A 17,910-nucleotide genomic window follows, 5' to 3' on the forward strand; every position below is an offset into this window, starting at 1 on the left:
CGGTATCCAATCCGGCTTAGCCGCAGCAATCCGTTCCATCAGATACGTCTTGAAGGGGTCAAGTTTTGAAGCCCGATCAGCACGTTCACTATAGGCTGGCGTTTTAGCAATATCCCGCAGATACTTACGAACAGTATTGCGTGATACATGTAATGTTTTGGCGATAGCACGAATGCTTTGGCCTTGTCGGTGCAACACATGGATTTCCACTAATAACTCCTGAGTCAGCATTAAAATTACACCGCCTTAATTCAATTAATGTCGGCGGTAATTTTGCCTCAGGTGGGTCAATTTTAAATTGTCGTTAGTGGGTCAGTTTTACATTGCCGGTGACAAAACAGAATGGCTTGGGTAGTAATGCTGTGTGCTCAAGAGAGTTTTCTAAAGATTCGTTGTTTGCTTACATGAAAATTTATAAGTAAGAGGTATTTATGGACATACTTTTTTTGTTTCTTTTGTTTTTCTTTATTCTCAATGTACTTCCTTGGGTTACAGCGTTAATGTCAAAGAAGGCCTCTGGTGAAAATAAAATAATCTGGTTCTTAATTTCCTTTTTCCTGTCATGGCTTGGGTTTATTGTCTATTACTACCTCGTAGTTAAACCTGAGTGGAAAGCACGAATGGATGAAAATAAACCCACGAGGATTTTGAGAAATGATAACGGTATGCCTATAAAAATGTATTTAAAATGATGTACTTAATACGGCAAAACAAAAAATACCAGCGCGCACATAGCAAGTAACGAAAATATTGCGGACAGCGGCTAGCAACAGGTGCTTGCCGCTTTATGGATGAATAGGAACAACACATGTCAGGGCCAGCGCAAAACGGTGTTCTTATCTATTCTGGCGATTTGAACAACCTATCAGAGTTTTATGAGAAACTTTTTGGTATGCGAGTTGTTCGCAAAACCAATGATTTTATTAGCTTAGAAACGAATGGCTTCAACTTAATCATTCATGTACCACCATTCGATATTTCGACTAAAGCCTTCAGCCCCATTAAGCTTTTCCTCACAGTAGATGATATGACTATGTCGCGTGAGAAGGCTGTTAAATTAGGTGGCCAATCATTCGAGGGCGAGTGGAGCAATCCAATATTTAAAGTATCAAACATCGCAGATCGTGATGGTAACCACATTCAACTTCGTGAGTTCAACAAATGAAAAAAATAACCGTAAATTTAATACTTGTGATGATGTGTTTTTTTCACTTTAGCGTTTTTGCTGCTGAAAAATTTGGCAAAATTGAACAAACGACTATTGAGAGCGAAATTTTAACTGAAACGCGCGAGTTGGTTGTGTACCTGCCAGCGGACTATGAAGAGTCAACGCAATCGTTTCCGGTTTTATATATTACAGACGGTGACATACAAGGACCTCATACCGCTGCAACGCTAGATTATTTATCAAAGTTTGATGTAGCACCCAGCATGATAGTGGTTGGTATCGTCAATCCAAGACATAAGCGGGCAGAGGACCTAACATTAACGAAAGACAGTAACGAACAGTCTAAAAGTGTGGCCGGGGCCGATCGTTTTCTTAGCTATATTGAACAAGAGGTTATTCCATTCATTAAAAGCAGCTATCGCACCTCAGCTTACCAGGCATTATCTGGTACATCGCATGGCGGCCAATTTGCAGTAAATGCCTTAATTAAACGCCCAAATTTGTTCAATGGTGTTATTGCGATAAGCCCCTCATTGTATTGGAACAATAAACAACTACTGAATTTAGCTGAAGAGGCGCTTAAAAATCAGGCGCTAAAAGGGCGTTTATTCATGTCTATTGCGAATGAAGAACCTACTATGACTGAACCGTTTCAACAGCTGGTTGAATTAACTAATAGATACCCAAGTAAAAACCTAAATGTGTTAGTAAAAACCTTTAGTGATGAAAGCCATAATTCAACAACATTGCTGGGGCAATATTATGGTTTAAAACATTTATTTCCAAATTGGGCAATACCTGAAACACCGCAAACGCTGGCTGATCTTCAAGCTGTTTTTAAGGCCCGTTCGGCGCTACTCAACCAAACATTGGTGATCCCAGAAGATAGAGCCGCTGGATATGGCCAGTGGTTACAATACCTAAACCGGCAAGAAGATGCGTTGGCGCTGCTTAAGTGGAATATTAAAACGTATCCGCGATCGTTAAATGCGCATAGTGCGTTAATAAAAGCCTACTTACATTTTAATTTGCCGGATGCGGCTAAAGCAGCACTTGAAGCTGCATTAAAGTCGGTAAGTGAACTTAGCACTGAACAAAAAGAGCAGCTTGAAGGCTTATTTACCTAACATTAAGCTTAAGCAATGTGGCCAGAGATATTGATTTCATGTGTGTTGTTTAACGCTAGCCTTGAGTGATTAAAAACTGTCGTGCAACATTATTAATGGCCGATAAAACCGCTGCAGGGCAGCGGTTTTTATTTAAGTGACAGCTCAAAGAGCGCGGCGCTGATTATTCTTCAACTGCTGCCACTTGTTGCAGCAGCTTAATATCTGTTCCCAGTAATAACGCATCAACCAGTTGCTGTTGTTTCGCATCGATTAAGCTTTTCAGTGTCCGCACAAAGTCCATCGACGTGGCAGGAGTGTTTGGATACGCATGTTGTTGCCACAACAATCGAAGTGCATGGCTTAACACATCATCACCTAATTGCTGACGTAGCATGGCAAAGACTAAGGTCGCGCGTGAATACATATCATGCTGCTCTGTCGCATCCACTAATGCTTGCGTTTTAACGCTGGAGCCTATCATCGCACGTTGAAAGCGCTGCCGTTCATAATCAACAAGTGCTTGCATGGCCTGGCTGCCATAGCGCTGCTCAATTAACACCAGTTCGATGTATTTCGCCAAAGACTCCACCAGAAAGGCGCGGTCTTCCAGTACTCCATTGCCTAAATCATGGCCAAACCATTGATGCGCGGTTTCGTGTACCGCCCGTCGATAGCGTTGATCGAATCCTGCATCTTTTGCCGGTGTTGCGAGAAAACCCAGCTGATAGTCAATCATGATCATCTGGGGCAATGCATAGCCACTGGGGCCCACGCTGGGCGTTGCCAACAAGTTCAGCCGCGATCCCCGATATGGCGTAATGTGTTGTGCCATCCAGCTCAATGTATCTTGCATCGCCAGCATATTAAGCCTTGCCGCCGCGTTTATTTCCGGGCTGTAAACCGACAGCGTGACATTATCGTGCTGCTCAGTGAGCACCGTATTGCCAGTGGAATACCAGGCTGCGGCATGTCTAATGGGCGCCATAGTGTGATACTCGGCATAACTGCGGTCCTGTTGTTGCCATTGCTTAACCAGCTCCCCTTGCGCTAGTGGTGTTTGCGAGGCATCGGTAGATACCACTGAATGCAACGTTACCCAGTCGTAACTGGCGTGGTTTGCGTCTGGCTTAGCGAACAAGGTTGATGGCTTGGCCAGATTAAGCGGCGCTAAACCATAACGCTGGCGCAGCTGTTTATCGCGAAGGGTGTACTTCGGTTGAAACCCAACTGTGGGTAACAATGGAAAGCCACGTATATAACTAAACGACGGTTTGACAAATTGTGGTGTTACCGCTGGCCAATGCTGTGGTTGAGTGAATGTTAAGCGCGAGCGCAAATGCACCGTGCTGCCCGGGGTGAGTGGGTTTGCTAATGTCAGCGTGTATTGGCTAAGACGTTTATCATAGTGCGAGGTGTAAGCAACAGATAGCTCAAGTTGCTCAATCGGCGTTGCCGTAGCATGTCCAATAAGGAGTTTATCGATAGTCTTTGTTGTTCGGTTTTCCAGGGTGTAATTCAGCACAAAAACCGCGTTACCAGCTTGCGGAAAGAAATCCACATTGGCGTCAATATGGCTGATAACAGGTTGAGCGGCTGACTCCCAGGCGGCGTAGTGTTGTTCGTACTCTGCACGCCATTGCTGGCGCAAATCTGAGCTCATCAGTGGTCTTTCATCGATGATGTGATTATGTAAATTAATGCCGGTGATTAATGCAATAAGCATAAACACCGCAGAACTGAACGACAGTCTGCGATGTTTATGATTAACCAGCCCAGTGCTGCGGTGTGACCACTGCCCCGCCAGCCATAGCAAGGCTATGGTTAACACTATCCAGAATGTCATAAAGGGCCAGTACACTGATTGGCTTTGCTCTAACCCCCAAAAGGCATCGGCCGGTTGCAGTGGCGACGCAGCAATATTCCACAGTGTGTGGGTAAGGCCTAATTTTCCACTTAGCGGCGTGTATTTCATTAGTAGTATGCCTGCACACCAAGCCCCTGCGATAAGCGGTGAGCGGCAAATGCTATGAAAAACGCTAAACAGTGCCCCCAGCAGCCATAACGATAAGGCAACCTTGCTCAATTGCGCCGGATATTGCTCAAGTCTGATGTCACTGTTGGCGACTAGTTCAGCCGTAATACTGCCAACACCACTGAGCAACATCAGTAATAAAATAAGCCCACTCAGCGCAATAATGTTGCTGGCAATCAGTATGCCGGAGCGCACGGGTGTTGCCGAGATCAGTTCAGCCATGGCGGTTTGCCGGTTATACCAACTGACTTGCCACACCCACAACGCGATTAAAAAGCTACCGAGTAATGGCAGAACATCATCAGTAATGCGATTTAGCGCATCCAAACTAGTGGCACTGATAACGGATAGTGGCTCTGCATAGTTAATACCCGACAGTACCTCATTGAACATAATGAAGGTCCAACCAAGCAGGATAAGTTGGTTCAAGCGCTGCTTAAGCATAAATAACAGTGCCATTCGCGTAAGTTGCCCTAGTTGCCATGCTGCTTTTGGCGTGGCAGTTACTGTTTGGTAATGCCTGTTTAGATTGGCTGGCTGTTCGGCCTTGCCAGGCATTAGTTTAACGCTGTTGCGTTGGGGTTTAAGCCTGAAACTGAGTACAAAAAGCCCGATAGCCAGCAGGCAGTAGAACAGTCGGTTTAGATAAAAATGCCCATCGCCATAAAGATCTGGTGCCGTGTTTGGTGCAATGTTGTTATACATAGCGATCAGGGGCGTATTGCCAAATGGGTCCAGCAGACGCATTGCATCAAACAACCACACAGAGCGAATGCTACTGCCGGCTAACATGGGGGCGCCAGTCAGGCTTGCCAGCACCAGATACATTAGCCATAAGCTGCAAAATATTGCATAGATCACCACGACAGACTTAAAACGTTGGGCGGTGTAGCATGCTAATGCGGTAAAAAACGCGCAGGCTGGCAGGGCCATTAACGCAAAACCCCAGAGGGTTAAGGCCAACAGTAGCGGCTGAAAACCGTATTCCAGGCTGAGCGTAATCCACATAATAAAAAAGCCAAGCAGCATGAGGCCGGCACAGAGCAAACACATGACAATGAAACGATACAACAACCGGTGCAGCGGACTTTGCGGTGTCACCAAAATTAACTCTGACATACTGTGAGTGTGATCACGTAAAAACACTATTGGCGCCAGAGCGCCGCATAAAAGCGGCAGGGCCATCATCAACAGCGTCATCTGCAGAACTTGCAATCGTTTGTCGGCTAAGGTGTCAATTCCACCCATACCTTCAGCAAACACATAGGCGACAAGCGGCAGTAGCACAAAAGCTAGCCACACCACGGGTTGCCTGGCTAAATAGCGCCATTCGTTATAAAACATCATTAGCATTTACCTTGTGTGATAACTCAAAAAAATAGCGATCTTGCAGGCTGGCAACGACGGGGATGGCTTCATCACAAGGTTGTAGCTCACTTAGCAGGCGGTATACGGGCAAACCAAAGCGGTAACTTTCACTGAGAACGGTACTGCTATCTGCTGGCCGCACCGGACTTTGCCAGATCCGTCCTTGCAGCGGTGCTATCAAGCTTTGTACTTTGCCACTTTCAACAATTCGGCCGGTGTTAATGAGTGCTACAAACGGGCATAAATTTTCGATGTCTTCAACAATGTGGGTAGAGAGCAAAATAAGTTTGTCTTTACTGATATTCACCAGCAACGCATGCAAACGCTCACGCTCTGCGGGATCGAGCCCTGCGGTGGGTTCATCCATGATTAACAGGTGAGGGTCGCCTAACAAGGCTTGGGCAATGCCAAACCGCTGGCGCATACCACCAGAAAATGTGGCGACATTTTTATTGGCAACGCTGCTAAGATTGGTTAGTTCAAGTAAGGTTTCAATTTGCTGCTGTTGTTGTGCTTTGTCGTTAATGCCCTTTAATATGGCCATGTGCAACAGCATTGCATAGCAGCTCATGTGCGGATAAACACCAAAATATTGTGGCAAGTAACCCAGCTGGCTGCGCAGGGCCATCGGCTGTTTTAGTGTATCAATGTCGCCAAAGTGTATTTGCCCTTTATCCGGCGTTTGCAAGCAGGCGAGTGTGCGCATTAGGGTAGATTTACCGGCACCATTTGGCCCTAACAAACCCACCATACCTGTGGGCAACTGCAGATTAATATCACGTAACGCTTGGGTACCGTCTGCATAAGTAACACAGAGGTTGTTTATTGATAGCATGGCTTTTTCCTTCAGAATCGTGGTTCAGCATAGGCAGCCCGATACCCGCCAACAAGCACACTATGACGAAACCCCCAGTGATGATGATGAATGAATCACACCGCTTATTTATCTGGAAAATGCTCCTTTTGTCAGTGATATTGGTGTTTTGTCATGTAATCGATGACAACTACCGTATTTGCAGTCAGGCTGGCGGTATTGTGCGCCAAGGAGACTAAGATGCAATTTCAGTTGTCAGTTAGGTTTAAACAACAGTTAACCGCCATCATGGAGAATCAGCTGGGATTAATCGCGGCGTTGTTACTTGAAACATCAATTCGCAATTTCTCTGTGCATAGCCAAAGCGCGGTGGTATTTATCACAACCTTTCTCCAGCTGGTGCTGCAAAGCGCACCGTTGCTGCTTGCTCATTATGTCGCATTTCAACCATCGAAACGCTATGCAGCGGTAATCTGGTGTATTGGCTTTATTGTTTATCCAATGCTGTGTTTTATGTTGGCTGACATGAGTCTTGTGTATGCAAAATGGACACTGTTCGAGATGCAAGCCTGGCTGTTTTTAACCATCGCGAGTATTGGTTTTGGTTTAAGCCAGCTATTGGCCAGAAGTCATGGCAGCCGTTATACCCTGTTTATATCAAGGTTGTTCTCGCTGAATTCAGTGCTGTTGTTGATGATGGTTGTCTGGGCGGTGATGATGGCCGGTATCTTTGCTTCAACCGATGATCCGCTACGAAATCAACCGCTACAAGCCGTTATTCGCAGTGACACTGTTATCATGAATTTTGAATTGTTTATGCAATACTTGTGGCAGTTTATAGTAATAGGTTCGACTTTTTTATTCGTCTTTTGGCTAAACCGCTATGTGCTGATCCGTCGAATATTGGCCCGTAGCGGTGTGTTTGCCTATGTCGCAAGTTGCCTGATTAGCATTATTGTGATGACGCCAATATTGTGTGCTGTGGTGTTATGGTTGCCGCTTAATATTCCGGAATTTACCCTTATACCGTCGCAAGACTACAATGTCTTTGCGCCGATTAATTTTCGCGTTTGTTTTTTCGTTTTAGCGATCAGTGCACCCATCATTTTGGCGTTTGAACGACAACAGCAAGACAAGGCCTTAGCCGAAATTGCCCAGCGCCAAAGCCAGACTGAACTACAACTGCTGCAGCAACAAGTTAACCCACACTTTTTATTTAATACCTTGAATAACTTATATTCGCTAACATTAACCGGTTCTAAGCAAGCGCCCAATCTGGTGTTGCAATTAGCCAACTTGCTACGTTATACCGTATACGAAGGTCAACAGCAGCGCGTAACACTATCGCAGGAAATCCGGTATTTGCAGGATTTTTTGGCGCTGCAGGCGATCCGCAGCCCGGATAAATGCCAACTCAGCACATCGTTCCCAGACCAAGCAGATAAGTGGAAAATAGCGCCGTTATTGTTGATTACCTTGCTTGAAAATGCGTTTAAACATGGCGTTGAACCTAGCCAATCGCCATGTACAATTAATCTAAACATTTCTGTTGAGAACGGCTTACTGCTGATGCGCTGTGTTAATAGTTTGCCTGACAAAGCCATTTCGCATGCTCCAGGCATCGGGCTTGATAACCTGAAGCGGCGCATGGCGTTACTCTATGGCGGAAAGCACCAATTTATGGCGCAACGACAAGGTGCATTTTGGTGTGCCGAGCTAACAATGGAACTAGAGCCATGTTAAACACGGTCATTATCGATGATGAGCCGCTGGCCCATAACGTGATTAAACATCATTTAAATGAGCGTGATGATATTGCAATAGTAGCAAACTGCTACAACGCGACTGAGGCCCTGAGTTATCTTGCTCACCACCGGGTTGATTTGATCCTGCTGGATATCAATATGCCGGAATTAAGTGGGATCGACATGCTCAAAGTACTGAGCAATCGGCCCCATGTGATTATTATTAGCGCCTATCAAGAGTATGCTATTGATGGCTTTGCGCTGGACGTGGTCGATTATCTGTTAAAACCGGTTAGCGCTGAACGTTTAATCGAGGCGTTAAACAAAGTGCATCGTCGAATCGATGTTCCTGTTTCACCGTTAAATGCTTATCTTATGCTTAAAGTTGATCGCGAAAAACGTAAGTTCCTGCTGGGTGACATCACCTGGATAGAAGCTTACGGTAACTACGTAAAAGTATGGCAAGGTGAACACATGACGCTGGTTAGCAGTTCGTTAAAACGGCTGGTTCAACAGCTACCACGGCAGCAGTTTGTTCAGGTTCACAAGTCATTTATTGTCAACAGAGATAAAGTGGTTGCAGTGGACAATGATCATGTTCGAATTGAAGGGGGACTTGTCGTTAAAGTAGGGCGATTGTTTAAACAATCTCTGGTTGGATTGCTGTAACCGTGCGAATGCGGCGCCGTAGACCATTTTAATATGTTAATCATAAAAAAACCGCTGCAGGGCAGCGGTTTTTTGCATTTAGGCGACAGCTTACATACCTAGCTTGGTCGGCATGGCCGGGGCTTTGGTATGGTCTGCTGGTGGGTTAGCTTTTAGTTCGCTAAGCGTATGCTCGATAGCGCGATCCAGCTGTACGTCTATGCCTTTGTTTACGGCGATAGGGTCTAGCTCTACCTCGATATCCGGCGCGACGCCTTCGTTTTCTACCCGCCATTCATTATCTGGTGTATAGAAGCGGAAGAACGGTACTACATGGAAGCCGCCGTCGATCATCGGTGGGTTGGTCGAAATACCAATTAGCCCACCCCAGGTGCGGGTACCAATGGTTTTACCTAAGCCTAAGCGCTTAAATGCCCAAGGTAAGAAATCGCCACCCGAGCCAGCATCCTGGTCAATTAGCATAGTTTTAGGGCCATAAATACCGCCGCCTGGAGTAGAGAACGTTAAACCATCACGGTCTTTCCAGCCGGATAAAAACGCCCGGCCGAGAGTTTCGGTAATGTAATTCGCTGCCTGGCCGCCACCGTTTTTACGCTCATCAATAATAACGGCGGGCTTGTCTGTTTGGGCGAAAAACATGCGGTTAAAGAAGTAGAAACCACCGCCTGCGGTATTGGGCAGGTAAACGTAGGCCACTTTGCCATCGGTTTTGTCTGCCACGTACTGCCGGTTGCGTTCTACCCAGTGCCATAAACGCAGTTCACGCTCATTCGCCACCGGCTCGACGGTAATATTGCGACGGTTTTTGCCCTTGGCATCGTCAGCCAGGGTTAGTACCACTTGCTTGCCCAGTGTGTTGTCGAAAAAGGCGTAAATGTTGTCGTTCGCGCTAAGTTCCTGGCCATTAACTGCCAACAAATAATCACCGGCTTTGGCACTGGCACCCGGGGTAGCAAGCGGTGCTTTTAAAAACGGGCTCCAGCGATCGCCCTGATACACGGTTTTAAACTGGTATTTGCCATTGCTAATTTGGTAATCGGCCCCGAGTAAACCCATTTTGCTGGACACGCCAGCGTAGACATCACCGCCACCAATGCGGTTATGGCCTACTTGCAGCTCGGCAATCATTTCAACTAACACATCGTTTAAGTCTTCGCGACGCTGCACATGAGCCAGCATTGGCTGGTACTTATCATAAATCGCTTGCCAATCAATGCCGTGCAGCTTGGCATCGTAGAAATACTCTTTTTGCATGCGCCAGGCATCATTGAAAATTTGTTGCCACTCTTCTGCCGGGGTAACAAAGCTGCGCACATCGCTTAAGCTAACCGGTTTTGCATCCAGTTTGGCGCCGGCATCTGACACTTGCAATGCGTTAGGCATATTCAGCAGTAAGATTTTTTTGCCATCATTACTCAGGTTATAGCTGGCTATACCTTCTTTAACTATTTCGGCTTTTAGCTCTTCAAAATCAAAGCGATATAAGGTGCCGTCATTGTCGTCGTTGCCAGATGGCTCGTTACTAATACCCGGCTGCACGCGCTCAACGTAAAACAAGGCACCGTCGCTTGCCACCGCAAGGCTGTCGTAGTTACGTTCGGCAACCGGCAGGCCGACAATACGGTCTTGCAAGCCAGTAAAATCCAGTTGTACTGGTTTCACAGCCGTATCGTTTTCTTTGTCTTTTTTCTTGTCATCTTTTTTGTCGGTCTTTTTCTCTACCGGTTCATCACCGTCTTTTGGCAGTAACGGTGATTTACCTTTGGCCGACAGCACATAGGCATAAATCCCTTTTCGTACCGGGCGCTCTTGGGTAGATAAATCTAATCCCACCTGCGACGGACCGGTGTTAACCGAGGCAGTAAAGTACAGGTAGTCCTGGCTGAATACTGGGCTTTCGGCATGGCTCATACCGTCGGTAATCAGCGTGGCTTTGTTGCTGTTAAAGTCGAACAGCTTAATTTGGCTAAAGTAGTTTGCACCACTTAACGTATAGGCCAGATAGCGGCTGTCGGGCGAGAAGGACACTTCAAAGCCGCCGCGCCGCTGTGAAGTATCCAGTTTTTGGCTGCGCTTACTGGCAATATCAAAGGCGTACAGGTTTAAATGGTTATCGTGATAGACAATACGCTTGCCATCAGGCGAAAAACTTAACAGGTTGAAGTAGCCGGTATCTGCCAGTTCAAACTGCTGCGGTGCGCTTAAACCATCCTGGCTTTGCAGCACCAGCTGATGCTTATTGCCTTTATCCGAAATATAGGCAACCTTGCTGCCATCCGGGCTCCATAGGCCGTCAAATTCACGCACGCCACTGCTTTGCGTTAAGTTGCGCGTACTACCATCTTTTACCGGTACGGAAAATACATCTCCACGGGCACTAACTACAACCCGTTGGCCTGTAGCGGATAACCGTGCTGAGGTTAGGGTTTTACTGGCGTCTTTCCACTGCGGGCGTTTTTGCTCTGACTGGGTATGAATAGTAATGCTAAGCGGGCTAACCTTGCCGGTTTTAACGTCAAACTGGGCTAAATATCCACCCGCTTCATAAACAATAGTGTCGCCAAAACCAGCGGCACTTTTTAAATCCCATTCGGTACTGGTGGTAAGCTGCTGCACTTTTTTATCGGCATAGCGGTAGAGGTTAGTGGCTTTGTTGTCTCTGTCGGACAGGAAATAAACGTTGTCACCAAGCCAAAACGGGTTGAAATCGTTGGCATTGGGGTGGGGGATCTTTTCCAGCTTTTGCTGGGCTAAATCAATAATCCACACCGGTGGTGTGCTGCCACCGCGGTGCAGGCGCCAACCGCTTGGGCCACTGTAGGCCATATTATTAGGCCGGTAAGCCAGTTTTTTACCATCTGCCGACAAGTCACCTTCATAGGCTACGGCTTGCATTAATTTATCTTCAAAGCCACCTGTTACCGGTACTTCGTATAGCTGATTGCTGCGGCTATTTTCAATTTCACGGTTTGAGGCAAACAGAACCTTTTTACCATCGGCGCTAAAGCCGTTTACCACGTCGGCACCCGGGTGAAAGGTTAGCCGGGTAGCGCTGCCACCGGTTGCGGGCATGATGTATACGTCGGTGTTGTTATCAAAACTGGCCGAGTAGGCAATCCATTTACCGTCGGGGGAAAAGTGCGGTGCAAATTCGCTTGCCGGGTGGTTGGTAAGCTGGCGTACATTGTTGCCACTGCGGTCACTAAGCCAAATGTCGCCACCGTAGACAAAGGTTAAATGCTCGGCTGAGATATCTGGCTCGCGCAGTAAGCGGGTGCCGTCACTGGCAAAGGCTGAGCCGGTTGCCAGTGCGCAAAACAAGGCAAGATAACGTGGTTTAAACATGAGAGATCCCTGTTGTTATGGTGCTAATTCGACAACAAGTAAAGCACATTAACCCAGTAGGGCAAAACATCAGGTTGTAACAGTTAATGTCAGCAGGGAATTTTTTAGCTTATGCCGGGTCAGACGCTGTTAGATAAACGAATAAAGGTGCTGCGATGAATACAAAAGGTTTATTGGATCAGTTGTTTAAACAAGGTGCTGATTTGTTAGCGGGTAACACAAGCCACGCGTCGTCTGGTAAGAATGATAACAGTGGTGGTGTAAGTGGTTTCTTAGCAGGCAGAGGCGGGGCCGCGCTAGGTGGAGGCGCCCTTGGCTTGCTGCTTGGCAGTAAAAAAGGCCGAAAAATGGGCGGTAAGATATTAACTTACGGTGGTTTAGCTGCGCTGGGCGTAGTGGCATATAAAGCTTACGGCAACTGGCAGAAGCAGCAGGGTAGTAAGGTATCGCAAGCCGAGCCACAAACCGTAGATAGGTTACCCGCACCACAAGCAGAGCAGCACTGTCATGCCATTTTACGTGCCATTATTGGTGCGGCTAAAGCAGATGGCCATATTGATGATCGCGAACGGGATCTTATTGATAACGAAGTTGCCCGACTTACGTCAGACGGTGCGTTATTGCACTGGTTTGACGCTGAGTTGAAAAAACCGTTAGATCCGACAGAGATTGCCAGTAGTGCAACAACCCCCGAGATGGCAGCCGAAATGTATCTGGCCAGTGTGCTGGTGGTGGATGAAGAAAATTTTATGGAGAGAAGCTATTTAACTGAACTGGCTCGGCAGTTAAAGCTAGAACCAGCATTAAAAGCAGAGCTAGAGCAGCAAGCCCGGCATGCGTCAGGGTAAAAATAACCCTCTGCAATAGGTATATTCCTGAACGATACAGCTTGTTTGTATAAATTATCAGCGAAAAGCGATAGCCGGTGCTACTTAGCCGGCTGGCTTTGTGTACTTACTGATATTTTTCTGCAGCTAAGGCTTGTGCTGTAACACACTAATGCCCATTATGCTTTAACGTTGTACTGCTTAGCAGCGCACGATAAAAAGTAGCAAATGAGGTGTTATGCGCTGGCTAAGTAGTGTCGCCATACTGTTTTATCTAAGTTTATTGTGCATGCCACAAGCGTTGGCCGTGCATGATGTGCGCTTATCGCCGCTGGCAGACTCACAACTTTATGCTATTACACCAACGCTACCACAACCGATACTGAGCACGCTGCAGGATATTGATGATGCACCTGTCGCGTTGTTGCCAACACCACTTACCGTTACACAATACGCTGATTTTCCGGTTATTTTGGTCGTTCTGGTGCAAGTTGGCCGGCTATTCACTTTTTCAGTTCAAGCGCGGGCTCCACCGCAACTTTCCTTCCCTTAACGCTTAATCCAGCTACAAGCTAGCTGTTTATGTATTTGCTTTTCCGGTAAGGCGACGCTTTACCGGCTAAGGCTATGTGAAGGAAAAAATTATGTTAAATAAAAACCCGCTTTGGCGCTATATCCTGGTGTCGGGCATGTTATTACTGGCACTGCTGTATGCGTTGCCAAACTTATATCCGCAAGATCCCGCCTTAAATATCAGCGCAACACGCGGCGGTGTTATCACCGCGCAAACCCAGCTTGCATTGGAGCAACATTTTACGGCTGCAGGTATCGCGTCAACTTCTGACATGCTTAGCAACGGTCAACTGTTGGTACGTTTTAACAGCACAGAAGATCAACTGCAGGCCCGTGATATCGCCACTACGCAACTGGGTGATGATTACATCACTGCGTTGAATCTGGCAGCTGCCACGCCTGACTGGTTAACCGCGATAGGCGCATCGCCAATGAAACTGGGGCTGGACTTACGCGGCGGCGTGCATTTTTTATTGGCCGTAGACATTAAAGCCGCGCTGGACAAAAACCTGAATGATATGGCGCAAACCTTTAGGGCTAACTTGCGCGAAGATAATATCCGTTACCGCAGCATTGAAGCAGAGCCTGCCACTGGCCAGGTTTTGCTACAGTTTCGCACTGCTGAAGAGGTAACCAAAGCAGAAGCCGCACTGAAGCAACGTGACCGAGCCCTGATATTTAACGCCGATGTTGCGGCGTTGAGCCTGCAATTCAGTTTTAGCGAGCAACAAATTATAGACATTCGTGATTATGCTATGGAACAAAACATTAGCATTATCCGCAACCGCGTCAATGACATTGGTGTGGCAGAGCCATTAGTGCAGCGACAAGGTTCGGACCGCATAGTAGTGCAATTGCCGGGTGTGCAAGATACGGCGCAGGCAAAAGAAATTTTGGGCGCTACTGCGTCATTGGAATTTCGCCTGGTAGATACCGAGGGCGATATTAGTGCCGCCATTGATGGCAGAACTCCACCGGGATCTGAGTTGTTTTATAGCCGTGATGGCCAGCCGCTGTTGTTGGAAAAGCGTATTATGCTGACCGGCGATCATATTAGTGGCGCCATGTCGGGCTATGATGACTACAGCCGGCCACAGGTCAATATTAAACTGGACACCAAAGGCGGCGTTATGTTGTCAGCAGCCAGCAAAGATGCGGTTGGCCGGCGCATGGCTTCCGTGTTTACCGAATACAAGCCCGGTGCCGAGATTGCCGCTGACGGCAACCGGGTTCTGGTGAAACAGCAGGAAGTCATAAACGACGCTACCATCACCACGCGATTAGGGCGGGACTTTGCCATAACCGGTATCAACACCCCGGCAGAGGCGCAAAATCTGGCAACCTTACTACGAGCCGGCGCACTGATTGCACCGGTGCAAATTATTGAAGAACGTACCATAGGGCCAAGCCTTGGTCAGGAAAATATTGAGTTGGGGCTTACGGCTATCGGTTGGGGCATGGCAGCGGTGCTGGTGTTTATGGCGCTGTATTACAAAGCCTTTGGTTTAGTGGCGAATGTGGCTCTGCTGGGCAATTTGGTACTAATAGTCGGTGTTATGTCGCTGATCCCCGGTGCCACATTAACCTTACCTGGCATGGCTGGCATCGTGCTAACCGTGGGCATGGCGGTAGATGCCAACGTCCTTATTTTTGAGCGTATTCGCGAAGAGCTGGCTGAAGGTAAGTCGGTGCAGCAAGCCATACATTTGGGCTACGACCGTGCTTTTGCCACTATTGCCGACTCTAACATTACAACCTTATTAGTGGCACTGGTGCTGTTTGGTGTTGGCACCGGGCCGGTAAAAGGCTTTGCGGTGACACTGGCCATTGGCATTTTAACGTCAATTTTTACCGCTGTAGTGGGAACGCGCTTAGTGGTTAACGCAATTTGGGGTGGCCGCCGTTTGCAGTCATTACCAGTATAAGGAGCTCAGCATGCAGGTATTTAATCTTTCACAACCGCTGAATTTTATGCGGTTAAAGTGGCCAGCAGTAATGCTATCGATACTACTTCTTATTGGCTCTTTAGCCTCGTTTTTCATCAATGGGATTAACTGGGGATTGGATTTTACCGGTGGTACGGTGATTGAAGCCGGTTTTAGCCAACCCGCAGATTTAGCTGCCGTGCGCCAAACGCTTAACAGCGCCGGTTATGGCGATGCTGTTGTGCAGTTGTTTGGCACCAGCCGTGATGTGATGATCCGTATACCGCTGCGCGCAGAAATTGCTCAGGCCGTGGTTGGCGACACAGTATTACAGGCACTCAATGCGCAGCAGGCCGAACCGGTAACCATGCGCCGGGTCGAGTTTGTTGGCCCAAGCGTCGGTGAGGAGTTAAAACAAGACGGTGGCCTGGCCATGCTTACGGCCCTGGTCGGCATATTGCTGTATGTCGCTTTGCGATTTGAATGGCGCTTGTCGGTGGGGGCAGTCGTGGCGTTGGCACATGATGTGATCCTGACGCTGGGCTTGTTCTCAGTACTGCAACTGGAGTTTGATTTAACCGCACTGGCAGCAATATTGGCGCTAATAGGCTACTCCATCAACGATACCATCGTGGTGTTTGACCGTATTCGGGAGACATTTCGCAAGCTTCGTGATGTTAGTACTGACGAGGTTATTAATAGTGCTATTACCTCAACACTAAACCGCACGGTGATTACGTCACTAACAACCGTGTTGGTATTAATTGTGTTGTTTTATCTTGGTGGTGCGTTAATTCATGGTTTTGCTACCTCGCTGTTGTTTGGTATTGCGGTAGGTACCTACTCCTCTATTTATGTTGCCAGTGCGATTGCTGAAATTCTCGGTATCAGTAGAGAGGATATGTTACCACCAGCACCCGTAGCGGAAGACGGCGAGGGCGCTGTGCTGTGATGTCTTAATGTTAAATCCGCCACGGCTACCATGAACATTTGACCCGCTGGCGCTGCCTTATGCTAAGGTAGCGCCATGGTTATTTTATGTGTCATGCCTTATGCAAAGTACTAAAAATCATAACAAAACCTTGTTTGGCCCCGCTGCTTTAGTTACTGCGGCGTTTATTGGCCCGGGGACGGTGGTTACGGCTTCACTGGCCGGTGCTAACTATGGCTATGGTCTGGTTTGGGCGCTACTGTTTTCGGTGTTCGCTACCATGGTGTTACAGGAAATGGCGGCCAGGCTGGGCATTGTTACCGGGCGTGGGCTGGGTGAAAACCTGCGCGAACTGGTGCAGCATCCTCTGCTGCGTTGGCCATTGTTATTGTTAGTGGTGGCGGCAATGGTGCTGGGTAATAGTGCTTATCAGGGCGGCAATATCAGCGGTGCCGGGCTGGGCGCCGATGCGGTGTTTGGCGATAGCGGCTTGTTATTGGCATGGAAAGCCCATACCGGGCTTAACCTTTGGGCATTGCTAATCGGGGCTGTTGCGGCCTTGGTGTTATGGTTTGGTCAGTACAAGCTGATTGAACGCTGTTTAATTGCGTTAGTGTTGCTGATGAGTCTGGCGTTTATTGGCACTATGTTACTAACAAAACCGGATATACCAGCACTGTTACAAGGTGCGTTTTGGCCGGTGATCCCAAGCGGTGCAGTGCTAAGTGTGGTGGCATTAATTGGCACTACTGTGGTGCCTTATTCGTTATTTTTACATGCAGCTGCATCAGCGCAAAAATGGCCAAAAGCGACAATATCCACAGCCGACGCCTTACACGCTGCGCGGCAGGATATTGCGCTGGCCATTCCACTGGGTGGTTTAATTTCCATCGCTATTGTGTCCACCGCTGCAGCGGCTTTTTTTGGCCAACAGCAACCGCTGGAGAATGTGACCCAGCTAGCGCAGGCACTTACCCCGTTATTTGGCAGTGCCGCTACCTGGTGTTTGGCGCTGGGGTTAATCGCAGCGGGTTTGTCGTCAGCCATTACTGCCCCGTTGGCGGCGGCCTATGCGTTATCGGGTATTCTGGGTAAACCGTTAAATTTAAAGCAACCGGTGTTTCGTCTTACCTGGTTGCTCATTATTATCAGCGGCGTCTTGTTGTCTTCACTGGGTATTAAGCCGGTCAAGGTTATTTGGTTTGCTCAGGTCGCTAACGGTATTTTATTGCCGTTGATTTGCCTGTGTTTGTTGTTGGCAATGAACCACACCATGCTGGGCAATTATAAGAATAGCCGTTGGCAAAATGCGCTGGGTATCATGGTGTTACTGGTAAGCCTGGTGCTTAGTGGCCGCAGCCTGGCCTTGGCGTTTGCCCTGGTTTAATAGTTAACAAATTGATA

At 47.7% G+C, this 17,910-nt stretch carries 15 protein-coding genes; 11 read left to right on the forward strand and 4 right to left on the reverse strand.

Annotated features, from left to right (window positions below):
- Positions 1–231 (reverse strand): helix-turn-helix domain-containing protein (locus tag H595_RS0120580; RefSeq protein WP_037054653.1); only part of this gene is annotated, 231 nt, incomplete at its 3' end.
- A 200-nt stretch (positions 232–431) separates the two neighbouring features.
- Between H595_RS0120580 and H595_RS24825 the strand changes: the two genes are divergently transcribed.
- The 3 genes from H595_RS24825 to H595_RS0120595 all read left to right on the forward strand — a co-directional run bounded on the left by H595_RS24825 (position 432) and on the right by H595_RS0120595 (position 2,295).
- Positions 432–692 (forward strand): PLDc N-terminal domain-containing protein, encoded by a 261-nt coding sequence (locus H595_RS24825; protein ID WP_027672811.1) that lies wholly within the window; start codon positions 432–434, stop codon positions 690–692.
- Between the two features lie 116 nt (positions 693–808).
- A complete protein-coding gene (locus H595_RS0120590; RefSeq protein WP_027672812.1) occupies positions 809–1,165 on the forward strand; it encodes a VOC family protein in 357 nt (118 codons plus the stop codon).
- A complete protein-coding gene (locus H595_RS0120595) occupies positions 1,162–2,295 on the forward strand; it encodes an alpha/beta hydrolase (protein WP_027672813.1) in 1,134 nt (377 codons plus the stop codon). The genes H595_RS0120590 and H595_RS0120595 overlap by 4 nt, the downstream gene beginning before the upstream one ends.
- A gap of 163 nt (positions 2,296–2,458) precedes the next feature.
- Here the strand turns inward: H595_RS0120595 and H595_RS0120600 are convergent, their stop codons facing one another.
- Positions 2,459–5,656 (reverse strand): M1 family aminopeptidase, encoded by a 3,198-nt coding sequence (locus tag H595_RS0120600; RefSeq protein ID WP_027672814.1) that lies wholly within the window; start codon positions 5,654–5,656, stop codon positions 2,459–2,461.
- Positions 5,643–6,512 (reverse strand): ABC transporter ATP-binding protein, encoded by an 870-nt coding sequence (locus tag H595_RS0120605; RefSeq protein ID WP_027672815.1) that lies wholly within the window; start codon positions 6,510–6,512, stop codon positions 5,643–5,645. Before H595_RS0120605 ends, H595_RS0120600 begins: the two co-directional genes overlap by 14 nt.
- Positions 6,513–6,574: 62 nt before the next feature.
- Between H595_RS0120605 and H595_RS24345 the strand changes: the two genes are divergently transcribed.
- Genes H595_RS24345 through H595_RS0120620 form a run of 3 tightly spaced genes read left to right on the forward strand, consistent with a single transcriptional unit; the run spans position 6,575 to position 8,905 of the window.
- A complete protein-coding gene (locus H595_RS24345) occupies positions 6,575–6,730 on the forward strand; it encodes a hypothetical protein (RefSeq protein WP_169338573.1) in 156 nt (51 codons plus the stop codon).
- 1 nt (position 6,731) lies between these two features.
- Positions 6,732–8,234: a sensor histidine kinase gene (locus H595_RS23275; protein WP_051220039.1), complete on the forward strand. Its 1,503-nt coding sequence runs from the start codon at positions 6,732–6,734 to the stop codon at positions 8,232–8,234.
- Positions 8,228–8,905 (forward strand): LytR/AlgR family response regulator transcription factor, encoded by a 678-nt coding sequence (locus H595_RS0120620; RefSeq protein ID WP_027672816.1) that lies wholly within the window; start codon positions 8,228–8,230, stop codon positions 8,903–8,905. Before H595_RS23275 ends, H595_RS0120620 begins: the two co-directional genes overlap by 7 nt.
- A gap of 90 nt (positions 8,906–8,995) precedes the next feature.
- On the opposite strand, the gene H595_RS0120625 is transcribed toward H595_RS0120620, so the two are convergent.
- On the reverse strand, positions 8,996–12,250 hold the full coding sequence (locus H595_RS0120625) for a S41 family peptidase (protein WP_027672817.1): 3,255 nt from the start codon (positions 12,248–12,250) through the stop codon (positions 8,996–8,998).
- 155 nt (positions 12,251–12,405) lie between these two features.
- Here H595_RS0120625 and H595_RS0120630 point away from each other — a divergent pair, with 155 nt between their 5' ends.
- From H595_RS0120630 to H595_RS0120650, 5 genes are all read left to right on the forward strand, one after another.
- Complete coding sequence (locus H595_RS0120630; RefSeq protein ID WP_027672818.1) at positions 12,406–13,098, forward strand: tellurite resistance TerB family protein; 693 nt, start codon at positions 12,406–12,408, stop codon at positions 13,096–13,098.
- A 217-nt stretch (positions 13,099–13,315) separates the two neighbouring features.
- Positions 13,316–13,630 carry a hypothetical protein gene (locus H595_RS23280; protein WP_037055758.1) on the forward strand — a complete coding sequence of 105 codons (315 nt, stop codon included), beginning with the start codon at positions 13,316–13,318 and terminating at the stop codon, positions 13,628–13,630.
- Positions 13,631–13,721: 91 nt separating this feature from the next.
- Positions 13,722–15,575, forward strand: coding sequence for a protein translocase subunit SecD (gene secD, locus H595_RS0120640; protein WP_027672819.1), 1,854 nt, complete (start codon positions 13,722–13,724; stop codon positions 15,573–15,575).
- A 10-nt stretch (positions 15,576–15,585) separates the two neighbouring features.
- Positions 15,586–16,527: a protein translocase subunit SecF gene (secF, locus tag H595_RS0120645; RefSeq protein WP_027672820.1), complete on the forward strand. Its 942-nt coding sequence runs from the start codon at positions 15,586–15,588 to the stop codon at positions 16,525–16,527.
- A gap of 100 nt (positions 16,528–16,627) precedes the next feature.
- Positions 16,628–17,893 carry an Nramp family divalent metal transporter gene (locus tag H595_RS0120650; RefSeq protein ID WP_027672821.1) on the forward strand — a complete coding sequence of 422 codons (1,266 nt, stop codon included), beginning with the start codon at positions 16,628–16,630 and terminating at the stop codon, positions 17,891–17,893.
- The last annotated feature ends 17 nt before the right edge of the window (positions 17,894–17,910 follow it).

This window comes from Rheinheimera baltica DSM 14885, from assembly GCF_000425345.1.
Lineage (GTDB): Bacteria > Pseudomonadota > Gammaproteobacteria > Enterobacterales > Alteromonadaceae > Alishewanella > Alishewanella baltica.